The organism is Collinsella sp. TM09-10AT (assembly GCF_003436275.1).
In the GTDB taxonomy this organism is placed as follows: Bacteria; Actinomycetota; Coriobacteriia; order Coriobacteriales; family Coriobacteriaceae; genus Collinsella.
Genome location: NZ_QSOP01000019.1, coordinates 1 through 23473 on the forward strand (window position 1 = coordinate 1; position 23473 = coordinate 23473).

Here is a 23473-nt window from a genome sequence, read left to right on the forward strand (position 1 = left end):
GGCCGTGTTCCGCTATGCGGTTGTCAATTTGCGAAAGAAATTATGCGTCACCTGGCACCATGCAGGCATCGCAGCGTCTCGACCGCTTTGGCGCGGAGGTCTTCGCCTCGCTCAACAACAAGCTGCTCACGCTGAAGGCTCAGGGTAAGACCATTTACAACATGAGCGTGGGAACGCCCGACTTTAAGCCGTACGACCACGTGGTCGAGGCGCTCACGCAAGCGGCCCAGGACCCCGAGATGTGGAAGTATGCCCTGCGCGACCTGCCCGAACTCAAGCAAGCCGTGTGCGATTACTATGAGCGCCGCTTTGGCGTTTTGGGCATTACGCCGTCTATGGTGCAGTCGTGCAACGGCACGCAGGAGGGCGTGGGCCACTTGGGTCTGGCCCTGCTCGATCCGGGTGACACCATCCTGGTGCCCGATCCGTGCTACCCGGTCTTTGAGGCGGGTGCCAAGATTGCCGATGCCAAGCTCGAGTACTATCCGCTGGTTGCCGAGCATAATTACCTGCCCTATGTGGCGGGTATCGATCCCGAGGTGGCCGATCGTGCCAAGTATATGATCGTATCGCTGCCCGCCAACCCGGTGGGCTCGGTGGGCATGCCCGAGGTCTACGAGGAGATCATCGCCTTCGCCCGCGAGCACGACCTGCTCATCGTTCACGACAATGCATACTCCGATATCGTGTTTGACGGTGAGCCGGGCGGCAGCTTCTTGCAGTATCCCGGTGCGCTTGAGGTGGGTGTGGAGTTCTTCTCGCTCTCCAAGTCGTTTAACGTCACTGGCGCCCGCATCGGCTTTTTGGTCGGCCGCGAGGATGTGGTCTCTGCCTTTGCCAAGCTGCGCGGCCAGATCGACTTTGGCATGTTCTTCCCGATCCAAAAGGCTGCCATCGCCTGCCTGAACGGTCCGCGTGATGAGGTGGAGGCGCAACGTCTGAAGTACCAGGAGCGCCGCGACGCCCTGTGCGACGGTCTTGAGGGCCTAGGCTGGGAGCGCCCCAACGCGCACGGTTCCATGTTTGTGTGGGCCAAGCTTCCCGGCGGCCGCACTGACTCGATGGCGTTTTGCGAGGAGCTCATGGAGAAGGCCGGCGTTGTGGTGACGCCGGGCGCGAGCTTTGGTCCTTCGGGCGAGGGACACGTGCGCATGGCGCTGGTCCTGCCGCCCGATCAGATCGCTCTGGCTGTCGAGGCTATTCGCGAGGCGGGCCTGTATTAGAAGATCATTTAGGCTCGTCAATAGTTCGAAACCGATTTCGTGCAGTTATTTTACGAATCCTGCAAACAATTTCGGTAAACGGTCGATTTTTGGCTGCGAATAGGAGCATAATCAAAGTCCCGATTGGATGTATTGGGATTACGGCAAGCCGCTCGGGTCGTTCCCGGGCGGCTTGCTTGTGGAGAGAGATGGGAGTTTCTAATGGTTAACGAGAAGAAGGTCGCTATTGTCGGTTGCGGTTTCGTCGGTTCGTCTTCGGCGTTCGCGCTGATGCAGAGCGGTCTGTTCTCCGAAATGGTCCTCATCGACGTGGACAAGAACCGCGCCGAGGGTGAGGCTCTGGATATCGCGCACGGCATGACGTTTGCCGAGCCGATGAAGATCTACGCCGGCGATTATTCCGATGTCGCCGACGCCGCCATGATCGTCGTCACCGCTGGCGCTGCCCAGAAGCCCGGTGAGACCCGCCTGGACTTGGTCAACAAGAACGTCAGCATCTTCAAGTCCATTATTCCCGAGATTAAGAAGTCTGGCTTCGACGGCATTCTGCTCATCGTCTCCAACCCGGTCGACGTTCTGACCTACGCCGCCATCAAGATGTCCGGTCTGCCCGAGGGCCACGTCATCGGCTCCGGCACCGTGCTCGACACCGGCCGTCTGCAGCAGATGCTCGGCGCCCACGTCGAGGTCGACCCGCGCGACGTTCAGGCCTACGTCATGGGCGAGCACGGCGACTCCGAGTTTGTCGCTTGGTCCAGCGCTCAGGTTGCCGGCGTGCCGCTGAACACCTTCTGCGAGCTTCACGGCCACCTGGAGCACGAGGCCGCCGAGAAGCGCATCGCCGAGGACGTCAAGAACTCCGCCTACACCATCATCGAGAAGAAGCACGCCACCTACTACGGTGTCGCCATGGCCGTTAAGCGCATCTGCACTGCCGTCATGCGCGATGAACAGACCGTTCTACCCGTCTCCTCGCTCATGGTGGGCGAGTACGGCCTGTCTGATCTTGCCATCTCCATGCCGACCGTCGTTGGCCGCGACGGCGTTGTCTGCCGCGTCCCCGTGCCGCTGGACGATGACGAGCAGCATGAGCTTACCGCCTCCGCCAAGGCCCTCAAGGACATCATCGACAGCGTCGACTTCTCCTGCTAAATCCAGCTCTTTTGGGCAACAGGCTACAATGAAAGGCGTCCGGTCCACACGGTCCGGGCGCCTTTTTGGTGCAAAGTAACCCTACCCCAATGCGCCATAGTTGATGGGAGAGTCATGTCGGATTCGCCTAATTTTTTGACATATGCCCAGACGGTGTTTGATCCGTTTGAGGAGCGGTCGTTCTGCGCGGTGGATAGCCTGGTCTTTGCGTGGTTGTCCTATTTACGTTTGCCGGGTGATATGGCGGAGCTGACGAACTGGCAGGGCCTAGACGTACGCGAACTGCTGCGTGCCGAGTGCTACCGGGACATGATTGACGACTTGTGGGATCCAGAGGGGAGCAGGGCCTTGTTGGAGGCCGTGGCAGCAAACCCTCGTTACCGTGGCGTGCACGTTTGCGGCTATCGTGCCGTGAGCGATGTGGTAGCGACAGAGCAGTTTGCAGCCATGGCGTTCCGGTTTCCGGCGGGGTTTAGCTATCTTTCCTTCCGGGGGACCGACAGTACGATTGTGGGCTGGAAAGAGGACTTTAACATGGCGTTCCGGTGTCCTGTGCCGGCCCAGGAATCCGCGGCGCGCTATGTGGACGAGGCGGCGGATGCGATTGACGGGCCACTTTTGTGCGGAGGTCATTCCAAGGGTGGAAACCTTGCGGTGTACGGTGCGGCGATGTGCTCCGATGTCGCCCGTGAGCGAATCGAACGGGTGTATTCCCATGATGGTCCTGGCTTCGTCGAGGAGTTTCTGAACGGCAACGCCTTTGCCGATCTTTCCGGCCGCATCGATAAGACGCTACCTCGGTCGTCGATCTTTGGCATGATGTTCGAGACACAGGAGGACTATGCCATCGTTGAGAGCACTGAGTTCAGCCTGCTGCAGCACAATCCCTTTAGCTGGGTGGTTGATGGTCGCGACTTCGTGTACTGTGAGCGCCTGTCCGCCGGTGCTCGATACGTTGATGGCTCCATTCGCGAGATGCTCTTGCAGTGGGGCCTGCCGAGCGCGAGCGTTTTGTAGATGCATTGTTCTCCGTGTTTGAGGCTACGGGTGCTGAGCGGTTTGCGGATATCGCTGGGAATCTGCGCGAGAGCCTGCCCGTGATGCTCCAGGCTGCACAAGGCTTTGACAAGGATACGCGACGCTTTGTCTCGCAGACCATCGTGGCAATCCTTAAATGCGCACTGCTGCCCAAACGACCCCAGATCGACATGCCCGCTGCCGGCAAGAGTTTGGCAGAACAGCTCGAGGCTTGGCAGTCCGAGCTCCTGCGCTAGCCATTGGTGCAAAGCAACCTGTCCCCGATGTACCAATCTTCGATGCGCTCGGGGAGGGCTCGACCGCTATACTGGTTCGTGCCGAAATCGATCTAGAACGGAATGCCGTATATGAAAATCAATCACGCGATTCTGCATATCCTGGACTTTGACTCTGCCGTCAGCGTCATGAGCCAGCGCGAGCTCGATATCGAGAGCCGTACCGTGCGCAACTTTGTGACCACGCATCTGCGCCGCGCACGAACCTCGGCCGACAATAAGCGCGCCACGTTTGCCGAGAACTCTGCGTTTGGCGGCGAGCTCAAGGGCTATTTCTTTGGCGAGCGCGAGTTCGTAGACCTGTCGCAGCAGATTGCGGAGTTTATCTCCTCCGAGCTCACCAAAGCCGAGAAAGCCGAGTCCACCGACGTGCTCGTGGCCGATTTTGACGACGATGAGGATGCCCGCTGGTTTGCCGTGATGCTGCTGGGCTCCAAGCAGGCTTTTATGCACGAAGTGGGCCGCGAGGAGGGAGAGGTGCGCAACGACATCGCGCGCCACTACGCCATTCTGCCGAACCCCTCGCAAAAGGTGCCGAGCTATGCCATCGTGCGCGCGAGTACCATGGAGATCGGCTACGTGGACAAGAAGCGCAAGATTGCCGGCGAGGACCGTATGCTTATCCCCGATGGCCTGCTGCAGTGCGACACGGGCGTATCGGGCAAGGAGGTCATCGACACCGTGACGCGTGTGGTCGAGGAAGTCGCCGAGGAGCACGGTGCCAATACGGCCGTAGCGCTCGCTAAGGTTAAGGCTGCCGTTGCCGAGAAGGTCGAGGATGACGAGGAGCTTCCGCCTTGGGATATCGTCGATGAGGTCTTTGAGGACGAACCGGTCATCAAGGAGAGCGTACGTGCGGCGCTGACCGAAGAGAAGGTGCCCGAGCGTGTGCCCGTGGAGCGCAAGCAGGTCGAGCGTGCGGCCGTGCGCAACCACAAGATTCGTACCGACACGGGCATCGAGATCAGCTTTCCGGCCGAGATGGGCTCGAACTCCGAGTACATCGAGTTCGTCAACGAACCCAACGGCCTCATCTCCATCGAGCTCAAAAACATCGGCAGCATCGAGAATCGATAGCGGCTCGAGTAGATTGACCGTAACGAAAAGGCCAAAGCCCTTTGGGGCTTCGGCCTTCTTGGTAAAACCGCGTAACTATTAAAGCTGACGTAGTCCCTCTTCGAGGCCGGTCTTGCTGTCGGTTTTCTCATCGCGCATCTTGATGACGCGGGCGGGGACGCCGGCCACGACGGCACCAGCGGGGACGTCCTCGACGCACACGGCGCCGGCGGCAACGACAGCGCCCTTGCCTACGTGCACGCCTTCCAGGACCACGGCGTTGGCGCCGATCATGACATCGTCCTCGATGATGACGGGCGTGGCGCTTGCGGGTTCAACGACGCCTGCCAACACGGTTCCAGCGCCGATGTGGCAGTTCTTGCCCACTGTGGCGCGGCCGCCCAGCACGGCGCCCATGTCGATCATGGAGCCCTCACCGATGACGGAGCCGATATTGATGATGGCACCCATCATGATGACGGCGCGATCGCCGATCTCGACGCGGTCACGGATGATCGCGCCCGGCTCGATGCGGGCGTTGATGCCCTTAAGGTCGAGCATGGGCACGGCGGAGTTGCGGCAATCGTTCTCCACATCGTAGTAATCGATGGAATCGGCATTGGCATCAAGGATGGCTTTGAGCTCATCCCAGTCACCAAAGACGGTCTTGCCACGACGACCGCCGTAGACGTGCGCATTGCCCCACTGGACCTTCATGCCGGGCTTCTCGCGCACGTACAGTTTGACGGGCGTCTTTTTGGGCGCTGTGGCGATGTAGTTGATAATCTCCTGGGCATCCATCTCGGCTGCATTGCTCATTTGCTGTCTCTCCTTTGGGTGGATCCGGTTGATACCTGGTTAGGCAAACATGACCTGGTCGAACGTATAGAAGCCGTGCTCGCGGGTGACGAGCTTCTGCGCGGCTGCCAGAGCGCCGTTGACGAAGATCTGACGGCTCGTGGCGCGATGCGTGAGCGTGACTTCCTCGTCTTGGCCAAAGAAACTCACTTCGTGTACGCCGGCGACCGTGCCGCCGCGCAGCGAGTGCATGCCGATCTCCTTGGGGTCGCGCGCGCCGCACATGCCCTCGCGGCCATAGACGGGCTGGTAGCCTGCCTCGGGCTCGGCCTCGACGACGGCGTCGAGTAGCAGCTTGGCGGTGCCGCTGGGAGCGTCGACCTTTTGGTTGTGGTGTGTCTCGACGATCTCGCAGTCAAAGCCAGGCAGTTCGCGCGTGGCCTGTGCCACCAGATGACGCAGGGCCGCGATGCCGATGGAGTAGTTGCCGGAGTGCATGACGCGGGCGCTCTGACCTAGCTCGCGCAGGCGATCCATCTGCTCGGGCGTATAGCCCGTGGTGCCCGAGACCAACGCCGCGCCTGTACGCTCGACATAGGCAACGACGGCATCGAAGGTCACGACATTCGAGAAGTCGATGATGACGTCGGCTGCCGGGGCGCTTTCGAGCTCAGACAGGTCAAAACCGATCTGGGCCACAATGTCGAAAACGGGCTGTCCGGCGGTATCGACAATACCCTCGGCAGTGGTGCGGATGAGCGAGCCCATGCGGCCCGTTCCCATAATGACGGTCTTAATCAAGCAGACCAGCTCCCTTCAGAGCATCGGTAAGTGCGGCACGCGTATCGTCGGCCATGGGGCACAGCGGCATGCGGTAGTTTGCCTCGATCATACCCATCTGGGCGAGCGCTTCTTTAACGGGGATGGGGTTGACCTCGCTAAAGAGGGCGTTGATGAGCGGCTGGCCGGCAATCTGGATATCGCGGGCGCGCGCTACGTCACCGTCCAGATAGGCGCGGCACATGTCGTGCACGAGCTGCGGCTGTACGTCGGCCCACACGCTGATGGCACCCGAAGCGCCCAGGCTCATGAGCGGCACGGTGAGTGCATCCTCGCCCGAGTACATGCGGAAGTCATCAGACAGCAGGTGGGCGATCTTGGCCGCGTAGGCGACGTTGCCCGAGGCTTCCTTAATGCCCATGATGTTGGGGTGCGCAGCCAAGCGCTCTACGTTGCGCTCGCTGATGCTGCAGCCGCAGCGGCCGGGGATGTTGTAGAGGATGCAAGGGATGTCCACGGCATCGGCGACGGTCTTAAAGTGCTGGTAGATGCCCTCTTCATTTGACTTGTTGTAGTAGGGGGTAATGAGCAGCAGGCCGTCGGCGCCCAGGCCTTGGTAAGTGAGCGACTTGGTGAGCATGGTTTGCGTGGAGTTGGAGCCCGAGCCGGCGATGACGGGGACGCGGCCCGCAACCTGCTTGACCACTGCGGCGACAACGGAGTTGTCCTCGTCGTCGGTCATCGTGGCACTCTCTCCGGTGGTGCCCAGGGTGAGGATGGCGTCAGTGCCATTTTGCAGGTGGAAATCGATAAGGCGCTCGAGTGCATCAAAGTCGACGCTGCCGTCCTTTTTAAACGGCGTGACAAGGGCGACGATCGAACCCTCGAGGTTGCGGATGTCCATGTTCTTCTCCTTCGCTTCCGCGATCTGGATGCGTTTGTTCCATTGGGCGGCGACTGCCAGGCGCTCGTCCTGGGCGCGACGGCGGGCACTTTCGGCGCGCGACTTCGCCAGCAGCTCTCGGCCGCACGGCAGCACGTCGAGCGTGGCGAAGTAATCGCCCGGGCGCTCGGCGCGGCGGATGAGGTCGGCCGAGCCATCGGGGCGCAGCAGGACCTCGGCGGAGCGTAGGCGTCCGTTGTAGTTGTAGCCCATGGAGTAGCCGTGCGCACCCGTATCGTGAATCACGAGCACATCGCCCATGTCGATATGCGGCAGCTCGCGATCGATGGCGAACTTATCGTTGTTCTCGCATAGGTTGCCCGTGATGTCGTACGTGTCCGTGACGGGCGCTGCGGTCTTGTCGGCGCCACTCGGCTGACCCATTACCGTAATGTGGTGGTAGGCGCTATACATGGCAGGTCGAATGAGGTCGACGGCGCTTGCGTCGACACCGATATAGTCCTTGTAGATCTGCTTTTCGTGGATGGCCTTGGTGACCAGACAGCCGTAGGGGCCCATCATAAAGCGGCCCATCTCGGTGCAGATGGCCACATCGTCCATGCCGGCGGGAACCAAGATCTCGTCGTATGCCGCGTGCACTCCCTCGCCGATGGCATGGATGTCGTTAGCCTGCTGCTCGGGCAGGTAGGGGATGCCGACGCCGCCGGATAAGTTGATGAAGGCGACGTGTGCACCGGTCTCGCGCTCCAGGCGCACGGCAAGCTCAAAGAGAATGCGCGCGAGTTTGGGATAGTAGTCGTTGGTGACGGTGTTGCTGGCAAGGAATGCGTGGATGCCAAAGTCCTCAGCGCCCTTGGCCTTGAGCATGCGGAAGGCCTCGAAGAGCTGCTCGGTGGTCATGCCATATTTGGAGTCGCCCGGGTTGTCCATGATGCCGTTGGAGAGCTGGAACAAGCCGCCCGGATTAAAGCGGCAACTGACTGTCTTGGGGATGGGCCCCGCGACACGCTCAAAGAACTCGATATGGCTGATGTCGTCAAAGTTGACGATGGCGCCCAGCTTGTCGGCGAGTTCAAAGTCGGCCGCCGGCGTGTCGTTGGACGAGAACATGATGTCGTGGCCGGTGATGCCCAGCGAGCGGGCGATCATGAGCTCGGTATAGCTCGAGCAATCGCAGCCGCAGCCGTATTCGTTGAGAATGGAGATGAGCGCCGGGTTGGGGTTGGCCTTGACGGCAAAGTATTCCTTAAAGCCCGGGTTCCAGGCAAAGGCGTCGCGCACTTCTTGCATGTTGCGGCGGATGCCCGCCTCGTCATATAGATGAAACGGCGTGGAGAATTGCTCGACGATATGCTCGAGCGTCTCCTTGTCCACAAACGGCTGCTTTGCCGCATATGCCTCGTTGGGAGTCAGTGACATGTCCCGTAAACCTCGCTATCCAGACGGCGCTACCTGCGCATCGAATCCGCATAGCGTGGACCCAATGTCCGGATAGCGCTCCCGCATTGCTGCAGACAGTCCTGCGGGTGTTTCCCGCAGGCCCACCAGGTTGTTCGTGCCCGAAAAACCCAGTTCGGCGGGTTTCGCCTCCCCACGGGGTCAAAGCCTGCCGGCTCGCCCGCGGTTCTTCGTGCCCGCGCCTCTATCAAGTGGTAAAGACCCTACCACGTTGCACTTTACCAAACAAGAGTATTCGTATATAACGTTTAAAAAATGCAAGGATATGCTGGAAATAAGGGTGTAGCAATCTTGCGGCACAATAGATGGCAACCGACGCGCACCCATGAAAGGAACCTCTATGACCGAGCTCCAAGAACTCCGTCGCTATCGCCGCGATCTCCATCGCATTCCGGAGCTTGATTTCGATCTTCCGCAGACTATCGCCTATATCGAGGGCGTGTTGGCGCCGCTCGCTTGCGAGGTGACCCATCCGTGCCCCAGCTGCGTCTGCGCTTTCTTTGACGCTGGCACGGGCGCCGCGCATGCCACGGCGATTCGCGCCGATATGGACGCCCTGCCCATTGCGGAGGCGACGGGCGCGGCCTTTGCCTCGACGCATCCCGGAAAGATGCACGCTTGCGGACACGATGGACACATGGCCATGGCGCTTGCGGCGGCAACCTTCGTTGACCGTACGATCCGTGAGCAGCCGGGCGCCATTAAGCGCAATGTGCTCTTTGTGTTTCAGCCGGCCGAGGAGACGACTGGTGGCGCCAAGACGGTGTGCGAGAGCGGTGTATTCGAGCGCTACGGGGCGGATCGCATCTTTGGCTTCCACGTATGGCCCGATTTGCCCGCCGGCACGTTGGCGAGCTGTTCCGGTCCGCTGCTGGCGCGCTCAAGCGAGACGCACATTCATATCCATGGCGCGAGCATCCATATCGCCAAGACCTACGGCGTTCCAGTCGAGGAATCGCATGATGCCGCGCTGGCAGCGGCCAAGTTCTTGGTTTCCGAGCGCGAGCTCATGGACGAGTTAGGTGCCGACGAGCCCTGCATTGGTAAGTTCGGCCTGCTGCAGGCTGGCACCGTCTGCAATGCGGTGGCGGGGGAGGCCCATGTGGCTGGCAGCCTCCGCGTATTTACGGACGGTATGTTCGACCGTGCGCGCGAGGGCGTGCGCCGCGTGTTGGACGAGGCCTGCGCCGCAACAGGCTGTACGTACGACCTCGACTTTGCCGAGGGCTATCCGCCGGTCGATAACGACCCCGAGCTGTTCGCCCACATTGCGCCTGCCTTGTCTGAGCTGCAACTTGTGGACGAGCCACTGCTAATCGCCGAGGACTTCGCCTTCTATCAGCGCCATCTGCCGGGTGTGTTCTTCCTGCTGGGTATGGGCGTGCCGGAGGGACAAGAAAACCCGATCGATTCGGATGGCTGCCCCGCCTATGCCACGAGCGCCCTGCATACTGATACCATGCTCTTTGACGAGGAAATCCTGCTCAAAGGCCTCGATGTCTACAAACGATTGCTTTTGCTTGACTAAGGCGTGAAGGGCTATTTGTTCTAGAAAACACGAACAAACGTACGATATAATAGAGATGTAAGTTTGTAGAAACGTTTGACGTTACTAACGTAAGGCGATACTATGATTGCATCGTATAAAGATGAGGATACCGAACGCTTTGCCATGGGTGTGCGGGTCAGGAGGTTCGTGCCCTTTGAGCGTGTTGCGTTGAGGAAGATTCGCCAACTGCAGGTTTGTGCTTCGCTTGATGATCTTCGCGTTCCACCGGGCAACCGCCTGGAAGCTTTGAAGGGCGATCGTGCCGGTCAATATAGCATCCGTGTTAACGAGCGCTATCGGGTCTGTTTTGAGTGGAGACAGGGGATGGCTTGGAATGTCGAAATCGCCGATTATCACAAGTGATGAGACTGCGTCTGATTTGCTGCCGCCGGTGACTCCTGGCGAGCTTCTCAAAGAGGAATTTCTTGTCCCCATGGGCATTTCTCAATATCGCCTTGCTAAGGAGACCGGGATTCCGGCTCAACGCATTGGACAGATTATCTTGGGAAGGCGTCGTGTGACGGCCGACACCGACCTTCGTCTTTGCCGTTATTTTGGCCTGACGGATGGTTATTGGCTGCGCGCTCAGGTGGCGTTTGACCTTGAGGCCGAGAAAAGGCGGATCGAACCGGAACTCGATAAGATCGTTCCTGTTCAGCAGGCCATCGCACTGTAGTGCTCAAAGATGATGGGGGGTGGCGATGAGGCGACGCCGACAGTCTTCCGTATATAGTCCGGGTGGATGCGGGTGTGGCTTGCTACTGCTTCCGGTTATTGCTGTGAGCATTGGCGTGATGTTTGCGCTTGCCGGGTTGGCCGCGGCGGCGCTCGTGCTGCTGATTGTGGCCATTGGCGTGACGGTCTGGCTGCGCCGTTCTCGCGAGCAACGCCGCGCCGAAGGTAAGACCAATGTAGGATGGATTGCCTTTTTGATCATCGCCTACCTGCTGAGCATCAGCTATTTGGCCTTCTTTATCCTGTTGCTTGTGAGCGCCTTTACCGGGGAATCCGTCACGGTGGGGTAGGTTTCGACGAGCTTCTTGAGGATGAAGCGAGGGGACGGACCCTGAATGAACCGCGCCCCACATCAACAAGTTTCATTCGTTGTGTAGCAATCCGAATGTGCAAGTGTTTGGCGTGAGGGCACCGCCGCCAGTAACACGGGGATGCGGGCCGCGATCGCCAGCCCCCATGCCAGCTCATCGCAATAGATTCCATAAGGACCCACCAACAGGACATAGGCCAACTTGCGAGCCCATCATTCGCTGCGGCCACAAATCAGCTGGCAGCTGAATTATCGCTATAAATCGCGAGGTAAAATGTCCAAAGATTGATGGACGGTTCGCAGAATTTGCAAGGGTCATTGTGAAAGCAAAGCTGCGAGAAAGGAAGAGCCATGGCTAAGAAGACGGGAGAGAAAGAAACGGTTGAAAAGGCCAAAGGCTTCGAGATTCCCATCGATGAGGAATCGGCCGGCAAGCTGCTCGATACCATCTACAGGAGCGCACTGAATGGCGTCCCTAAGGTGAGTCGTTCGGTCGACGAGATGGTTGCCGACTACACGGGAAAGGCGAAGTCGCCCGATGATGCCGCAAGGGCACTCGCAAAGTGGCAGGTCATGAAATGCGGAACCTCAGGTTTCGTCACCGGGCTCGGGGGCTTGATTACGCTTCCGGTCGCAATTCCCGCGAACATAAGCAGCGTCATGTACGTTCAGATGCGCATGATCGCCTGCATCGCGAAGATGGGTGGCTATGACGTTACGTCCGACCAAGTTCAGACGATGATCTACATGTGCCTCACAGGTACGACGGCGAGTGATCTTGTCAAAATGGGGCTCATCAAGACTGGGACGAAATCGCTTGAGGCTGCAATCAAGAAGATTCCCGGGTCGGCACTCGTGAAGATCAACCAGAAGGTTGGCTTCAGATTTATCACGAAGTTCGGCGAGAAAGGTATCATCAACCTTGGGAAAATGCTGCCCCTCGCCGGCGGCTTGATTGGCGGCGGCGTGGACGTGGCATCGACGAGCATCATTGCTAAGAACGCCATCAGGATGTTCATGGAGGGCGAGGACCCCGATGGGACCCTGCCCACTGAAGCGGAGATCGAAAGCATCGAAGACGTTGAGGTGGAAAGCGACCTGCTTTAGTCCTTGCTACACGCCCCACACCCCATTGCCTAGCCTATGCCGTAGGGACTGCCCGGCTATTATGAGGTATTCCGCCTGCTCCTCGCGGTCTATTCGGCACATCGTGCGCATCGTCTGCTTTGAGTCGCAGGCCGTGTCGTTGCCGTCCACGATGGCCTTGTGGTTGTTGAATGTGGTCGAGCCCATGTGACCCTTGGGTGGCTCTCAGCTCGCATCTACCAGGATTCTTGTCGAGCTCGTGCGAGCATCGAGCGTGTAGGGCATGCTCGAGAGCGTCTTCGTCCGCATGGACCACGCCGCGCAGGTTCGCCATGTCGGAAATCGAGGCAAGGCACTGCAGCCGTAGAACCAGTAGTTCTAATCGATGTTGGCAAGCCTCGAGGTGTCATCGGCGATGGACACGCGCTTCACGCTCTTCTGTATGGCAACCTTAGCTCTCAGCTAATGAATTCAAGTTTAATCCTTCCTACGATGTGCTGTGTGCCGGCACGGTAGCCGGATAGATGGAAGGATGCATGATGAAAAAGCTCGAAAACGAAGTGCTGCTGAGCCGTCGCGCTGCGCTTGGCGCGTTCGCCACCGTTGCCTTGGGGACTGCCGGCCTGCTTGCGGGCTGTGGCAGCGATAAGGCGACCGTTACCGAGGACGCCGGCGACGCAGATAAGAAGGAGGAGTCGAAAAAGGAGGAACAGCCAACGACCGACCTGGCCGTCGGCACGACCGTGACCACGGCTGCCGGTCTTTCCGTTACTGTCGATTCCGTGCAGACCGGGCTTACCAATTTTGACGGTTCGACCATGACGGGCATTCACGTCACGTACGTCAACAATGGCGATGAGGGCGCGGATTACAATGTCTACGACTGGAAGGGCGAGGACGCCAACGGCGCCCAGCAGAACCAGGGCTATTACAGCGAAGGCTCTGACGAGCTGCAGTCTGGCACCCTTGCCGCCGGCGGCTCCGTTGCGGGCAATATCTACTTTGACGGCGACATCAAGAAGGCCCTGTATTTTGCCAACATGCTCGAAAAGACCGCGACTGCTAGCTGGGTGCTTGCTTAGCGTGTTGATGCCGTTGGGTCGTTTGGAGGTGAGGCCGCGTGCCCGATAAAAAGCTGACCGAGGAGCTGCTCAATGAGCTTCTCGATGCGCCAAGTATCGATGGCTACATAAGGGAACACGACTTTGCCGCCCCGTCGCTTTCGGATTACTTAAAGCAGTTGCTGCAAGAGAAGGGGCTCGAGCGTTCGCGCGTGGTGCGTATGGCCGACCTCAACGAGACCTTTGGCTATCAGATCTTTACCGGTTCGCGCAATCCGAGCCGCAATAAGGTGCTGCAGATTGCCTTTGCAATGGCGCTGTCGATGAAAGAGACCAACCGCGCCCTGACGGCTGCCGGAGTGAGCGTCCTCAACTGCAAGGACCGTCGCGATGCAATCATTATCTTTTGCATCGACCGTGGCTGTAGCCTCCAAAAAGTCAATGAAGAGCTGTATCGCTTTGGCGAGGAAACGGTGAGTTAGTGGCCGATGGCTGAGCCGGTTGTGTCACCAGAATAACCATGCAAACGAACGGGGTGCGGACAACATGGGGTGTCCGCGCCCTGCGTTATGATGGACGCTATGGATACTCAGAGCCCAACATATTCCGATGATGAGCTGACTGCTTCGCTTGTCGAGCATTTGGCGTCGTTCGACCGCGATGACAGCTATCGTGTGGAGCGCGTGCTCAAGCTCTCGGATGTCGAGACGACCGAACTCGTCTATTTTGAGGGCTCTGGTGGCGGGTCTCTTGGCCCCTTTGTCCGCAAGCGCATCGATGCTTCGGTGCAGATTGGCGGAGCTTATGAGCGCCTGTTTGCGGCCCAGCGCGCCGGTCGTCGTTTTGAGCACCTGCCCCGAATCGTCGATTGCCGCCGTGTGGGCGACGAGCTCGACGTGGTGATGGAGTATGTCGAAGGCGAGACACTCGAGGCGTTGGTGGGACGCTTGGGGGCGACGCCCGATTATGCCCGCGGGCTGTATCCCGTTTTGTGTGAAGCGGTAGGCGAGCTACATGCTGGTTTTGCAGCTGCGGGGGAGCCGGGGGTACCGGTAATCCACCGCGACCTGAAACCCTCGAACATCATCGTATCGGGCGTGAGGTATGCGGCCGATGCTGGCATGACCTTCTCGTCGCTGGTGATTATCGATTTGGGGATTGCGCGTGTGTGGCGTGACGGGGCCGATGCCGACACGGTTAAGTTTGGAACGCGACCCTATGCGCCACCCGAGCAATATGGTTTTGGGCAGACGAGCGTGCGCAGCGATGTCTATGCGCTCGGCGCGCTTCTGTTCTTTTGTCTGACGGGGGCTGACCCTAAGCCGGGTCAGAATATGCGCGAGCAATGCGAGGCGTGCGACGTCCCCGCGGCGCTGGCTGATGTCATTTGCATGGCCATGGCGCTCGATCCGGCCAAGCGCTTTGCAAGTGCCGAGGCGCTCGGACACGCTGCGCGCGCGGCATACGGGCTGTGTCTGCCTGTGCCTGGCTCGAATAGCACGACGGCGCCTTCAATGGCGCAGGCTGCTCCGCAAATGGCGCCGTCTTTCGGGCGGCGGCCCAAGGAAGTCTCTTCGGTGACTCCTTGCCGCAAGAGCCTGCTTTCACGGATCCCGGAACCCATTGGGCGTATATGGAACGGCATGATCTATGCGGCAACCTTGCTGCTATTGGTCGGAAGCCATTTTGCCGTATTCCAGCCCACGGGAGCCAACCGCAGCTATCCAACGTGGTTTTTGGCCCTTGAGTATTTTCTTATAGTCGATGGCATGGTGGTGCTCATCTCGTTTGGCGTGCTCGACCGCCGCAGGCTTCGGCGCCGCTTTCCCGTGCTTGATCGTTATCGGGGCCGTGAGTTTGTCACGCTGTGGCTTAAGGCGCTGGGAATTATGTGCGTCATCATGATCGTGATTATTGCCGTCGGCAACGCAACCGGCATAGTCGCTTAATGCAATGTACCGCTATAAGAAAAGGGTCCCGATTGGGGCCCTTTGCAGTAGCGCTTAAATGCGGTTCATCTGGTTGCAACCTTGTTGTACCAGTCCTGCCTCGTGGGCGGGGCGAGTGCCCATCGCCATAGGTGTTGTGACGGTTAAATTGCTCCGTGCTTCGAAGCGCCGTCAATTGTCACCACAGAATTCCGTCAATTGTCACCATAATTCGCCATCAATCCTCACCACAAATTTCCGTCAATCGTCACCACACAGCTGGTAAAATACCTAATATGGGTAAGTCAAGAAGGAGGCCGTGTGGATAGGTATGTAGATAGATGCATCGATAAGGCAATCAGCCGTAATCTCAATATCTTCGGTGCGGTCCTCATTCAGGGTCCAAAGTGGTGCGGAAAGACTACTTCGGCTAGTCGTTTTGCTAATTCATCCTTGTCTCTTTCCGATCCGGCTGGAAATTTTTCCGCTCTCCAGCTGGCACGGATCGATCCGGCGCAAGCATTAGCAGGGCGATCTCCCAGGCTCATCGATGAATGGCAGGAAGAGCCGAAGCTGTGGGATGCCGTGCGTTTCGAGTGCGATGCAAGGAGGGGAGAATCCGGTCAGTTTATTCTTACGGGTTCGGCAACGCCTCGGGATTCGATGCGGCCGATGCATAGCGGCGTTGGGCGAATAGTTAGGTTGCGAATGGACACCATGACGATGTTCGAGCTTGGCGTTTCTTCTGGCGCGGTTTCGATTGGAACGCTTCTTTCCGGTTACCCTGCCAAGCAGGCTGTCGGGTCAATCTCCGGCATCGCCGGAATCGCCGATTTGCTGTGTCGTGGCGGTTGGCCTCAGGCGATGGGGAAAACGACTGACGATGCCATGCAGATAGCCGCTGCCTATGTTGATGGCGTATGCGAATCGGATGTTTCTAGAACTGATGGCGTTAAGCGCGATCCGGTCAAGGTCAGGTCTCTTTTGGCATCGCTAGCGCGGAATGAGTCGACGCTTGCTGGCTCAAAGTCTATTGACAAAGATATCGGTACCGGCGTTTCGAAGAACTCGGTCTCCAGATACATGGACGCCCTGAGACGAATCAATATCGTCGACGATATCCCCGCTTGGCATCCAGCGCTCAGGTCTCCGGTGAAGCTGCGGCAGGGGGCGAAGAGGCATCTCGCCGATCCTTCGCTTGCCGTTGCGCTGCTCGGAGCAAATCCGGAGTCGTTGGCATCTGACCCGAAGACACTGGGGTTGCTTTTCGAATCCCTCGTCCTGCATGACCTCAAGGTTTACGCCGCCGCAAATGACTCGTTGGTGTCCCATTACCACGATGCCGACGATCTCGAGGTTGACGCAGTTATCCACAGGCGCGATGGAACTTGGATTGCCGTGGAGGTGAAGCTTGGAAGCCCTCAAATCCCCGAGGCATCCGCAAATCTGCTTCGGCTGGAGCGAAAGCTGGTCGAGCGTGGCGAGAGGCCGCCTGTGGCAAAACTCATCATCATTGGGTTCGGCATGCCGGTTCATACAACGCCCGATGGCATCATCGTTGCTCCCGTTGACACACTCGCGCCATAACGTTGTGGTGGGATCACCTTGCCTTCGGAAGGGGTTTCAGTCTCAAGCGACTTTTCCAACACTCACTTATGCCTGCATGCCAATTCTGGTCTAGCAAGGCCAAAGAAAAGGGGTCCCGTTTGGGGCCCCTTTGCAGTTGCACTTAAATACGGTTCATCTGGCCGGCGACCTTGTTGTACCAGTCCTGCCACGTGGGCGGGCAGTACTTTTTGGCGGCTGCCGGGGTAAGCGTGGAGCCATAGTTGGCGCCCAGGTAGGCAACGTGGGCGGAGACACCCTCGCTCCAGCTGCCAAAGCTACGCCAACCACCGCCGCGGGCACTCCAGCCCCAGGCGTTATAGGAGCCGGCGCAATAGAGGCCCTTGCTGCTCTCGATGCAGGCGATGGCGGGGGACCAACGGGGGTCGACGCCGGTATTCCAGGCGGCGACGGCAAAGTTATAGCCCTGGCCTGCCATGGGGGAACCGGCGAGGTAGTTGTCGATGCGGCTCGTCCACTCGTTAATGAACGAGTCGTAATCGGAATTGCCGCTGTTGGAGTTGTTCACCGTGGTGTCGATGGTGGTGTTGGAGTTGGTGGCCTGACTGTTGGAGTTATTGCCACTCACGCCGGTACCCGAGAGCTTCTCGGCGGCAGCGGCTTTGTCGGCCTCGAGCTTAGCCAGTTCGGCGGCATTTTCCTGCTCGGCCTTCGCTTGCGCCTCGTTGCGGAGCTGTTGTGCCTGGGCCAGCGCGTCCTCGGCATTCTTTTGCTCGCCCTCGAGCTGAGACTTGGCCTGCTCGAGCTCGGTTTTGTTCTGCTCGAGCTCGGTCTGCATCTTGTTAAGCTCTTCGATCTCGTCGACGCTCGAGCTCGTAATCTGGTTGGTGTATTTGCAGGTGGTGATAAAGTCACCCAAGCTCTGCGTGTTCACCAGGAAGCTCACGATGGGGCTGGTGCCCTTCTGGTACTTATACAGATCGCGCATGGCGGAGCTTGCCTTGGCCTGCTGCTCGGGTAGCTCGGCCTCAATCTTATCGATGTTCGCCTCATTGGAGTCGATCTGCTTCTGCAGATCCTCGAGCTTGGTTCGGGCGTCGTTGTAGGCGCTCGTGGCGTCCTCGATTTTTTTCTGGGCGGCGGAAAGCTGATCCTGCGTTGCCTGCGAGGCGGCATAGGCCGCGATGGGGGAGAGCATCGGCGTGGCCGTCAGCGCGACGGCGAGTGCGGCGCTCGTGATGATACGAGCCGGCTTCGACGCGATGAGCGCTGCGGTGCGATGGTTCGAATGCTGCATCCAGTCCCTCTGCAATCAATCGTAGGTTATTGGTCGAGCTGTATTCTACTACTGCTTTCGACCTCAACTTGAACCTTAAAGGTTCTAAAGGGTCAAGTTGAACTTGAGGCTTTGGCCTTGACCTGCGGGAATGGTGAATTGTTGAGAAACCATAGAGTTCAACTTTAACGTTACGGCACCCTGTTTGTGAGGGTTTTGGCTGTAAAAGTTGCCCTCACGTGGGGTTTTGCAACTACAAGGTCCCGTCGCGGTGAGCTTGGCCTTCATGCTGGATAATTACGCCGATTGCCATAGATACGGTGGAGCTTTGGGTGCCGGCGGCTCGGCACGCTAGAATAAATCAGTTGCACAAAGACCGCCCGTCGTGTGGGCAGTTCATGATAGGAAGTTTCCATGGCATTGCAGTTTACAGAGCGCGAGTTTATTCCCGTGCTGCTCGGCGGCGACATCAACGCGTATTCGGTGGCGCGCGCCTTCTACGAGGAGTATCAGGTCAAGAGCCTGGTCTTTGGCAAGTATCAGACGGGCCCTGCGTATCGCAGCCAGATTATCGACTACACGCCTAACGTGGATATCGACACCATGCCCGTGATGCTTAAGACCGTCAACGGTATCGCTCGGGCACATGCCGAAAAGACGATTGTCCTGATGGGCTGCGGCGATAACTATGTTGCTCTGGTGGCCCAGGCCAAGGATGCCAACGAGCTGGCGGATAACATCGTTGCGCCTTACGCGCCCTATAGCATGCTTGAGCAGTGCCAGAAGAAGGAGATCTTCTACGAGCTGTGCGAGAAGCACGGTGTGCCCTATCCGCATACGTTTACCTTTACCATGGCGATGCTCAACGCTCAGGGTGAGGCTCCCGCCGAGGTGCTTGACCAGATCGACTTTCCCTACCCGATGATCCTGAAGCCTTCCGACGGCATCATGTGGTGGCAGCATGAGTTCGAGGGTCAGAAGAAGGCTTATGAGATTGCCGACCGCGCCGAGCTGGAGCAGGTTATCCGCGATTCCTATGCCAGTGGCTACACCGATGACCTGATTTTGCAGGATCGCGTGCCCGGCAACGACGAGTACATGCGCGTGCTCACCAGCTATTCTGACCGCAACGGCAAGGTTCGCATGATGTGCCTTGGTCACGTGCTGCTCGAGGAGCATCAGCCCCATGGCGTCGGTAATCACGCCTGCATCATCACCGAGCCCAATGATGAGCTTATGAGTGGCGTGCGCAAGCTGCTCGAGGACCTTCACTTTGTGGGCTATTCCAACTTTGACGTCAAGTATGACGAGCGCGATGGCTCGTTTAAGTTCTTTGACTTTAACACCCGTCAGGGCCGCAGCAACTACTACGTAACCAACAGCGGCTTTAACGTTGCCAAGTACGTGGTGGATGAGTACGTCTATAACCGCCCGTTTGAGCCGGAATTTGTGACGGCGAAGGACGAGGCGCTGTGGATGGTCGTTCCCATGGGCGTCGTCGACAAGTACGTCAAGGCTCCCGAGCTGCGCGCGAAGGTGCATCGTCTTGCCAAGGAGGGCAAGGGCGCCGATCCCTCGTTTATGAAGGGAGACTTTGTCTTTAACCGCTGGTTGCGCATGTGGCACACCAAACTGCGTCACTATAAGCTGTTCAAGACGTATTACAAGTAGACGAGCGTGGCGCCCGTCCGGTATGTATCGGGCGGGCGCGGGTATGATACGCGCAATTGCGTGGGCGTCACCAAGGAGGCGGCGATGGAAAAGCTGGGAGTTATCGGCGGCATGGGCGCCGAGGCCACGTCGTATTACTACGACCAGGTGGTACGCCATACGGCGGCTACGTGCGACCAGGAGCATATCGACATGGTGGTGCTTTCCAAGTCGACCATGCCCGACCGCACGCTGGCCATCAAGACCGGTGAGCATACCGAGCTGCTGGCGACCATGAAGGAGTGTGCCCAAGCACTCGAGTCGCTGGGCTGCGCGCACATAGCGATTCCCTGTAACACATCGCACTACTTCTACGATCAGATTCAGTCGTTTACCAAGGTGCCGATTATCCATATGCCGCGCGAATCGGTGCGTTATGCCCTGGCGGGTGCGGTGATGGGGGAGTGCGAGTTCGATCCCAACCTGAGTATGCCCGCCGAGCCGGTGCACAAGATCGGCATTATGGGCACCGATGGCACCGTGGGCGCCGGCGTCTATGGCCGCGAGTGCGAGGCAGCGGGCGCTGAGGTCGTCTATCCCAGTGAGAAGCGTCAGGCCGACGTGATGTCGCTCATCTACGATGATGTGAAGGCCGGGCGCGAACCCGATATGGATAAGTTCGATCGCGTGATGTGGGAGTTCGCCCGCAGCGGCTGCGACCGCGTCATTCTGGCCTGCACGGAGCTTTCGGTGTTGCAGAAGTATCGCGAGATGCCCGAGATCACCCTTGATGCGATGGATGTCCTGGTACGCGAGTCCATCATCCGCAGCGGCGCCCTCTACCGCCTATAACCCTCGACCTGCCAAAAAGGGACAGGTTTATTTTGGCAGGTTTTATCTGGGAAAACAGTAAAGGCCTCGGCTCGTTTGGTGCGAGCCGGGGCCTTTTGCGTTTGCCGGTTGCTGCCAGCGATTGTTAGAACAGGAAGCCGATGGCGATAAGGGCGATGCTGACGATAAGTACGGCGATATCCAGGCTTTTGATGGGGTAGCGCTTATACGAACTCGCACGCGTGCGCAGGTAGAAGCCGCGCTGCTCGGCAGCAAGTGCGGTGGCATCGGTCTTGCCCACACTCGAAATAAGCAGTGGCACGCACAGCGGCAGCATGAGTTTGAGTTTCTTGACGGGATTCTTAGTGTCGTATTCGACGCCGCGTGCAGTCTGCGCCTCCATGATGGCGTTCATTTCCTGGCCAAATACCGGCACAAAGCGCAGTGCCGTGGTAAAGGTGAAGGCATAGCGATATGGCACGTGCAGCACCTCGACGCAGGCGTTGGCGAGGTCGTTGAGCTTGGTCACCATAAGCATGAGGATGAGTGGCAGCGCCACGCCCAACAGGCGTAGGCAGGCCTTCGATCCGGTAATGAGGCCCGTGTCGGTGATAAAGCCCCACACCACGTTGCCGTCGCGCATAAAGGCCAGCTGAAGCACCAGCATGATAAGCGCGAGCGGAATCAGCAGCTTGAGTAGTGAGAGCAGACGGTCGACGACGCCGGCGTAGGCGCCCAGTGCAAGGGTGAGCGCCAAAAAGCCCAACAGCGCCACGTAGGTATCGGACAGGAAGATGCCGATGATGATGGCGGCGGCAAGGCCCAGTTTGACGACCGGGTTCAAGCGGTGCAGCAGTGTATCGCCCGGCATATAGTCGATGACGTTAACCACGGTGGACCATCTCCTCGGTAATGCGAACGATATCGGTGACCTCGCTCACCTGTGCAAAGGCAGGAGAGACGGAGGATGCCAGACGACGAGAAAGCTCTATGACCTGGGGTGGCTCAACGTAGGCTTGCTGCATGAGCTCGATGTTCGAGAACAGCTCGTGCGTGCGGCCGCGCTCGAGGATGCGGCCGTCGGCCATCACCACGATGCGCTCGGCAAAGTCGGATACGACTTCCATGTCGTGGCAGACCATGATGACGGCGCAGCCGCGCTCGGCCATGGTGCGCACGGTTTCCATGACGGTCATGCACTCACGGTAGTCAAGGCCGCTCGTGGGCTCGTCGAGCACCACGATTTTGGGCTCTACGACCACGACGGCGGCGAGTGCCACCATCTGGCGCTGACCGCGCGAGAGCGAGAAGGGCGCCTCGTCGGCCGGCAAGCCAAAGCGGTCGATGACGAGCTGGGCGCGACGCAGCGCCTCGGCACGGTCGATGCCGGCAAGCTCCAGGCCAAAGGCGACCTCGTCGAGCACAGTGTCCTTGCAGATCTGGCGGTCGGGGTTTTGGAAGAGGGTTGCGACTTCGCGGGCGATGCGGCTCGTGGGAGCGGCTGCGGTATCCAGTCCCGTGACACGCACGCTGCCCGAGGCGGGCTTAAGCAGGCCTGTGAGCAGCTTGGTGAGCGTGGTCTTGCCGGCGCCGTTTTGGCCGACGATGCCCACGAGCTCGCCGGGATAGAGGGTCAGGTTGAGGTCGTGGACGGCGGCGCCGCCATTGGGATAGGCAAACTCAACGTGATCGAAGGTGAGCACGGGCTCGGCGTCCTTGGCGTGCGGGCGCAACGACGGTGCGTGCGGTGAGCCGGCGGGTGCCTGAATGTCACTGCTTGCGTGTGCGGGGTCGACGATGCCCGTAATCAGGCGCTCGGCCTCATCAACATCCAAACAGGGAGTGCCGCTGGCCAGGCCATCGACCTCGAGGCTGTTGAAAATGCGCGTGACACGCGGGCAATCGACGCCGATGGCGCGGAGCTCATCGGCGTGTGCGAAGACCTCGTGCGGCTCGCCCTGTAGCGCGATTTCGCCATGATTGAGCACGAGTACGCGGTTGCAATACTCCGAAAGCAGGGCGACTTTTTGCTCAACGACGACGATGGTGATGCCGAGTGCGCGGTTGGCCTCACGCAGGGTCTCGAAGATCAGCGTGGAGCTGGCGGGGTCGAGCGCCGCGGTGGGTTCGTCGAGCACGAGCACGCGCGGACGCATGGCGAGGATGGCGGCGATGGCAACCTTTTGCTTTTGGCCGCCCGAAAGCGTGGCGATCTCGCGGTCGCGCAGGTCGCTGATGCCGACGGTCTCGAGCGTCTCGCTCACACGTTGCTCGATCTGGTCGTGGGGAACGCCAAAGTTCTCCAGGCCAAAAAGCATCTCGTCCTCGACGACCGAGGCGACCATTTGCGTGTCGATGTCCTGCAGCACGCTGCCGACGATCTGCGACACATCGGTGAGCGTAACTTCACAGGTGTCGTTGCCGTCGACAGTGACGGAGCCAAAGAACGTGCCGGTGTAATGGTGGGGTACGGCTCCCGACAGACAGGCGGCAAGTGTAGATTTGCCGGCGCCCGAAGGACCGATAATGCCAATAAAATCTCCCCTGTTCACGCCGAGCGAGATATGCTTAAGCACCTGCTCGGTCTGCGTGCCATAGGAGAACGAGACATCGTCGACGTTGATGATCGTTTCCATGGATACCTTTCAGAGTCATCGGGGACGTTCTTACATGACTAGTCGTTTAAGAACGTCCCCAAGAGCTAGTTGTCTGGGACAGTCTTTGATGGTGGAGCACGGAGACGGCTTTACGAGGGGCCCCAGGTTGGCGCGAAAGAGGAGCGAAGCGTACTTGGGTA

Annotated in this window: 23 protein-coding genes and 1 riboswitch; of the genes, 16 read left to right on the top strand and 7 right to left on the bottom strand. The window is 59.0% G+C overall.

Translation table 11 applies throughout. From position 1 onward, the window contains the following. The first annotated feature begins 59 nt into the window (after positions 1-59). The 5 genes from DXD77_RS08005 (at position 60) to DXD77_RS08025 (ending at position 4765) form a co-directional block, all read left to right on the top strand. On the top strand, positions 60-1223 hold the full coding sequence (locus DXD77_RS08005) for a pyridoxal phosphate-dependent aminotransferase (RefSeq protein ID WP_117564414.1): 1164 nt from the start codon (positions 60-62) through the stop codon (positions 1221-1223). Positions 1224-1424: 201 nt separating this feature from the next. Beyond that, entirely contained in the window at positions 1425-2375 is a 951-nt protein-coding gene (locus DXD77_RS08010; RefSeq protein WP_117564413.1) for an L-lactate dehydrogenase, read from the top strand. Positions 2376-2489: 114 nt separating this feature from the next. Then, positions 2490-3392 (top strand): Mbeg1-like protein, encoded by a 903-nt coding sequence (locus DXD77_RS08015; protein ID WP_117564412.1) that lies wholly within the window; start codon positions 2490-2492, stop codon positions 3390-3392. A gap of 14 nt (positions 3393-3406) precedes the next feature. After that, positions 3407-3649, top strand: coding sequence for a hypothetical protein (locus DXD77_RS08020; protein WP_158549115.1), 243 nt, complete (start codon positions 3407-3409; stop codon positions 3647-3649). Positions 3650-3760: 111 nt separating this feature from the next. Further along, positions 3761-4765, top strand: a complete 1005-nt coding sequence (locus DXD77_RS08025; RefSeq protein ID WP_117648377.1) for a nucleoid-associated protein — start codon at positions 3761-3763, stop codon at positions 4763-4765. A 78-nt stretch (positions 4766-4843) separates the two neighbouring features. On the opposite strand, the gene dapD is transcribed toward DXD77_RS08025, so the two are convergent. Genes dapD through dapA form a run of 3 tightly spaced genes read right to left on the bottom strand, consistent with a single transcriptional unit; the run spans position 4844 to position 8645 of the window. Further along, positions 4844-5563, bottom strand: coding sequence for a 2,3,4,5-tetrahydropyridine-2,6-dicarboxylate N-acetyltransferase (gene dapD, locus DXD77_RS08030; protein WP_117564410.1), 720 nt, complete (start codon positions 5561-5563; stop codon positions 4844-4846). 39 nt (positions 5564-5602) lie between these two features. Next, a complete protein-coding gene (dapB, locus tag DXD77_RS08035; RefSeq protein ID WP_233502377.1) occupies positions 5603-6343 on the bottom strand; it encodes a 4-hydroxy-tetrahydrodipicolinate reductase in 741 nt (246 codons plus the stop codon). Further along, positions 6336-8645 carry a 4-hydroxy-tetrahydrodipicolinate synthase gene (dapA, locus tag DXD77_RS10580; RefSeq protein ID WP_117564409.1) on the bottom strand — a complete coding sequence of 770 codons (2310 nt, stop codon included), beginning with the start codon at positions 8643-8645 and terminating at the stop codon, positions 6336-6338. The genes dapB and dapA overlap by 8 nt, the downstream gene beginning before the upstream one ends. Positions 8646-8710: 65 nt before the next feature. Continuing rightward, a riboswitch (Lysine riboswitch) is annotated at positions 8711-8879 on the bottom strand. Between the two features lie 145 nt (positions 8880-9024). Between dapA and DXD77_RS08045 the strand changes: the two genes are divergently transcribed. From DXD77_RS08045 to DXD77_RS08065, 5 genes are all read left to right on the top strand, one after another. After that, positions 9025-10212: an amidohydrolase gene (locus tag DXD77_RS08045; RefSeq protein WP_117564408.1), complete on the top strand. Its 1188-nt coding sequence runs from the start codon at positions 9025-9027 to the stop codon at positions 10210-10212. Positions 10213-10314: 102 nt separating this feature from the next. Further along, a complete protein-coding gene (locus tag DXD77_RS08050; RefSeq protein WP_117564407.1) occupies positions 10315-10596 on the top strand; it encodes a type II toxin-antitoxin system RelE/ParE family toxin in 282 nt (93 codons plus the stop codon). Continuing rightward, a complete protein-coding gene (locus tag DXD77_RS08055) occupies positions 10568-10909 on the top strand; it encodes a HigA family addiction module antitoxin (protein ID WP_117564406.1) in 342 nt (113 codons plus the stop codon). The genes DXD77_RS08050 and DXD77_RS08055 overlap by 29 nt, the downstream gene beginning before the upstream one ends. Positions 10910-11012: 103 nt before the next feature. Next, a complete protein-coding gene (locus DXD77_RS08060; protein WP_158549116.1) occupies positions 11013-11258 on the top strand; it encodes a hypothetical protein in 246 nt (81 codons plus the stop codon). A gap of 371 nt (positions 11259-11629) precedes the next feature. Continuing rightward, a complete protein-coding gene (locus DXD77_RS08065) occupies positions 11630-12385 on the top strand; it encodes an EcsC family protein (RefSeq protein WP_117564404.1) in 756 nt (251 codons plus the stop codon). 6 nt (positions 12386-12391) lie between these two features. On the opposite strand, the gene DXD77_RS10415 is transcribed toward DXD77_RS08065, so the two are convergent. Continuing rightward, the gene (locus tag DXD77_RS10415) at positions 12392-12571 is read right to left on the bottom strand and encodes a hypothetical protein (protein ID WP_117564403.1); all 180 of its coding nucleotides are present in this window, start codon (positions 12569-12571) and stop codon (positions 12392-12394) included. 332 nt (positions 12572-12903) lie between these two features. On the opposite strand from DXD77_RS10415, the gene DXD77_RS08075 reads away from it, so the two are divergent. The 4 genes from DXD77_RS08075 to DXD77_RS08090 all read left to right on the top strand — a co-directional run bounded on the left by DXD77_RS08075 (position 12904) and on the right by DXD77_RS08090 (position 16940). Continuing rightward, on the top strand, positions 12904-13446 hold the full coding sequence (locus DXD77_RS08075) for a DUF4352 domain-containing protein (protein WP_233502376.1): 543 nt from the start codon (positions 12904-12906) through the stop codon (positions 13444-13446). A gap of 38 nt (positions 13447-13484) precedes the next feature. Continuing rightward, positions 13485-13907: an XRE family transcriptional regulator gene (locus tag DXD77_RS08080; protein ID WP_117564401.1), complete on the top strand. Its 423-nt coding sequence runs from the start codon at positions 13485-13487 to the stop codon at positions 13905-13907. A gap of 99 nt (positions 13908-14006) precedes the next feature. Beyond that, positions 14007-15374 (top strand): protein kinase, encoded by a 1368-nt coding sequence (locus tag DXD77_RS08085; RefSeq protein WP_158549117.1) that lies wholly within the window; start codon positions 14007-14009, stop codon positions 15372-15374. Positions 15375-15674: 300 nt separating this feature from the next. Further along, on the top strand, positions 15675-16940 hold the full coding sequence (locus tag DXD77_RS08090; protein WP_117564399.1) for an ATP-binding protein: 1266 nt from the start codon (positions 15675-15677) through the stop codon (positions 16938-16940). A gap of 142 nt (positions 16941-17082) precedes the next feature. Here the strand turns inward: DXD77_RS08090 and DXD77_RS08095 are convergent, their stop codons facing one another. Beyond that, on the bottom strand, positions 17083-18216 hold the full coding sequence (locus tag DXD77_RS08095) for a glucosaminidase domain-containing protein (protein WP_117564398.1): 1134 nt from the start codon (positions 18214-18216) through the stop codon (positions 17083-17085). 393 nt (positions 18217-18609) lie between these two features. Here DXD77_RS08095 and DXD77_RS08100 point away from each other — a divergent pair, with 393 nt between their 5' ends. Together DXD77_RS08100 and DXD77_RS08105 are read left to right on the top strand one after the other, a co-directional pair. Beyond that, entirely contained in the window at positions 18610-19866 is a 1257-nt protein-coding gene (locus DXD77_RS08100) for an ATP-grasp domain-containing protein (RefSeq protein ID WP_117564397.1), read from the top strand. Positions 19867-19950: 84 nt separating this feature from the next. After that, a complete protein-coding gene (locus tag DXD77_RS08105) occupies positions 19951-20697 on the top strand; it encodes an aspartate/glutamate racemase family protein (protein ID WP_233502375.1) in 747 nt (248 codons plus the stop codon). 124 nt (positions 20698-20821) lie between these two features. Here DXD77_RS08105 and DXD77_RS08110 read toward each other — a convergent pair whose 3' ends face one another. Together DXD77_RS08110 and DXD77_RS08115 are read right to left on the bottom strand one after the other, a co-directional pair. Beyond that, entirely contained in the window at positions 20822-21568 is a 747-nt protein-coding gene (locus DXD77_RS08110) for an energy-coupling factor transporter transmembrane protein EcfT (RefSeq protein ID WP_117564395.1), read from the bottom strand. Continuing rightward, on the bottom strand, positions 21561-23312 hold the full coding sequence (locus tag DXD77_RS08115; protein ID WP_117564394.1) for an ABC transporter ATP-binding protein: 1752 nt from the start codon (positions 23310-23312) through the stop codon (positions 21561-21563). The genes DXD77_RS08110 and DXD77_RS08115 overlap by 8 nt, the downstream gene beginning before the upstream one ends. Positions 23313-23473 lie beyond the last annotated feature (161 nt).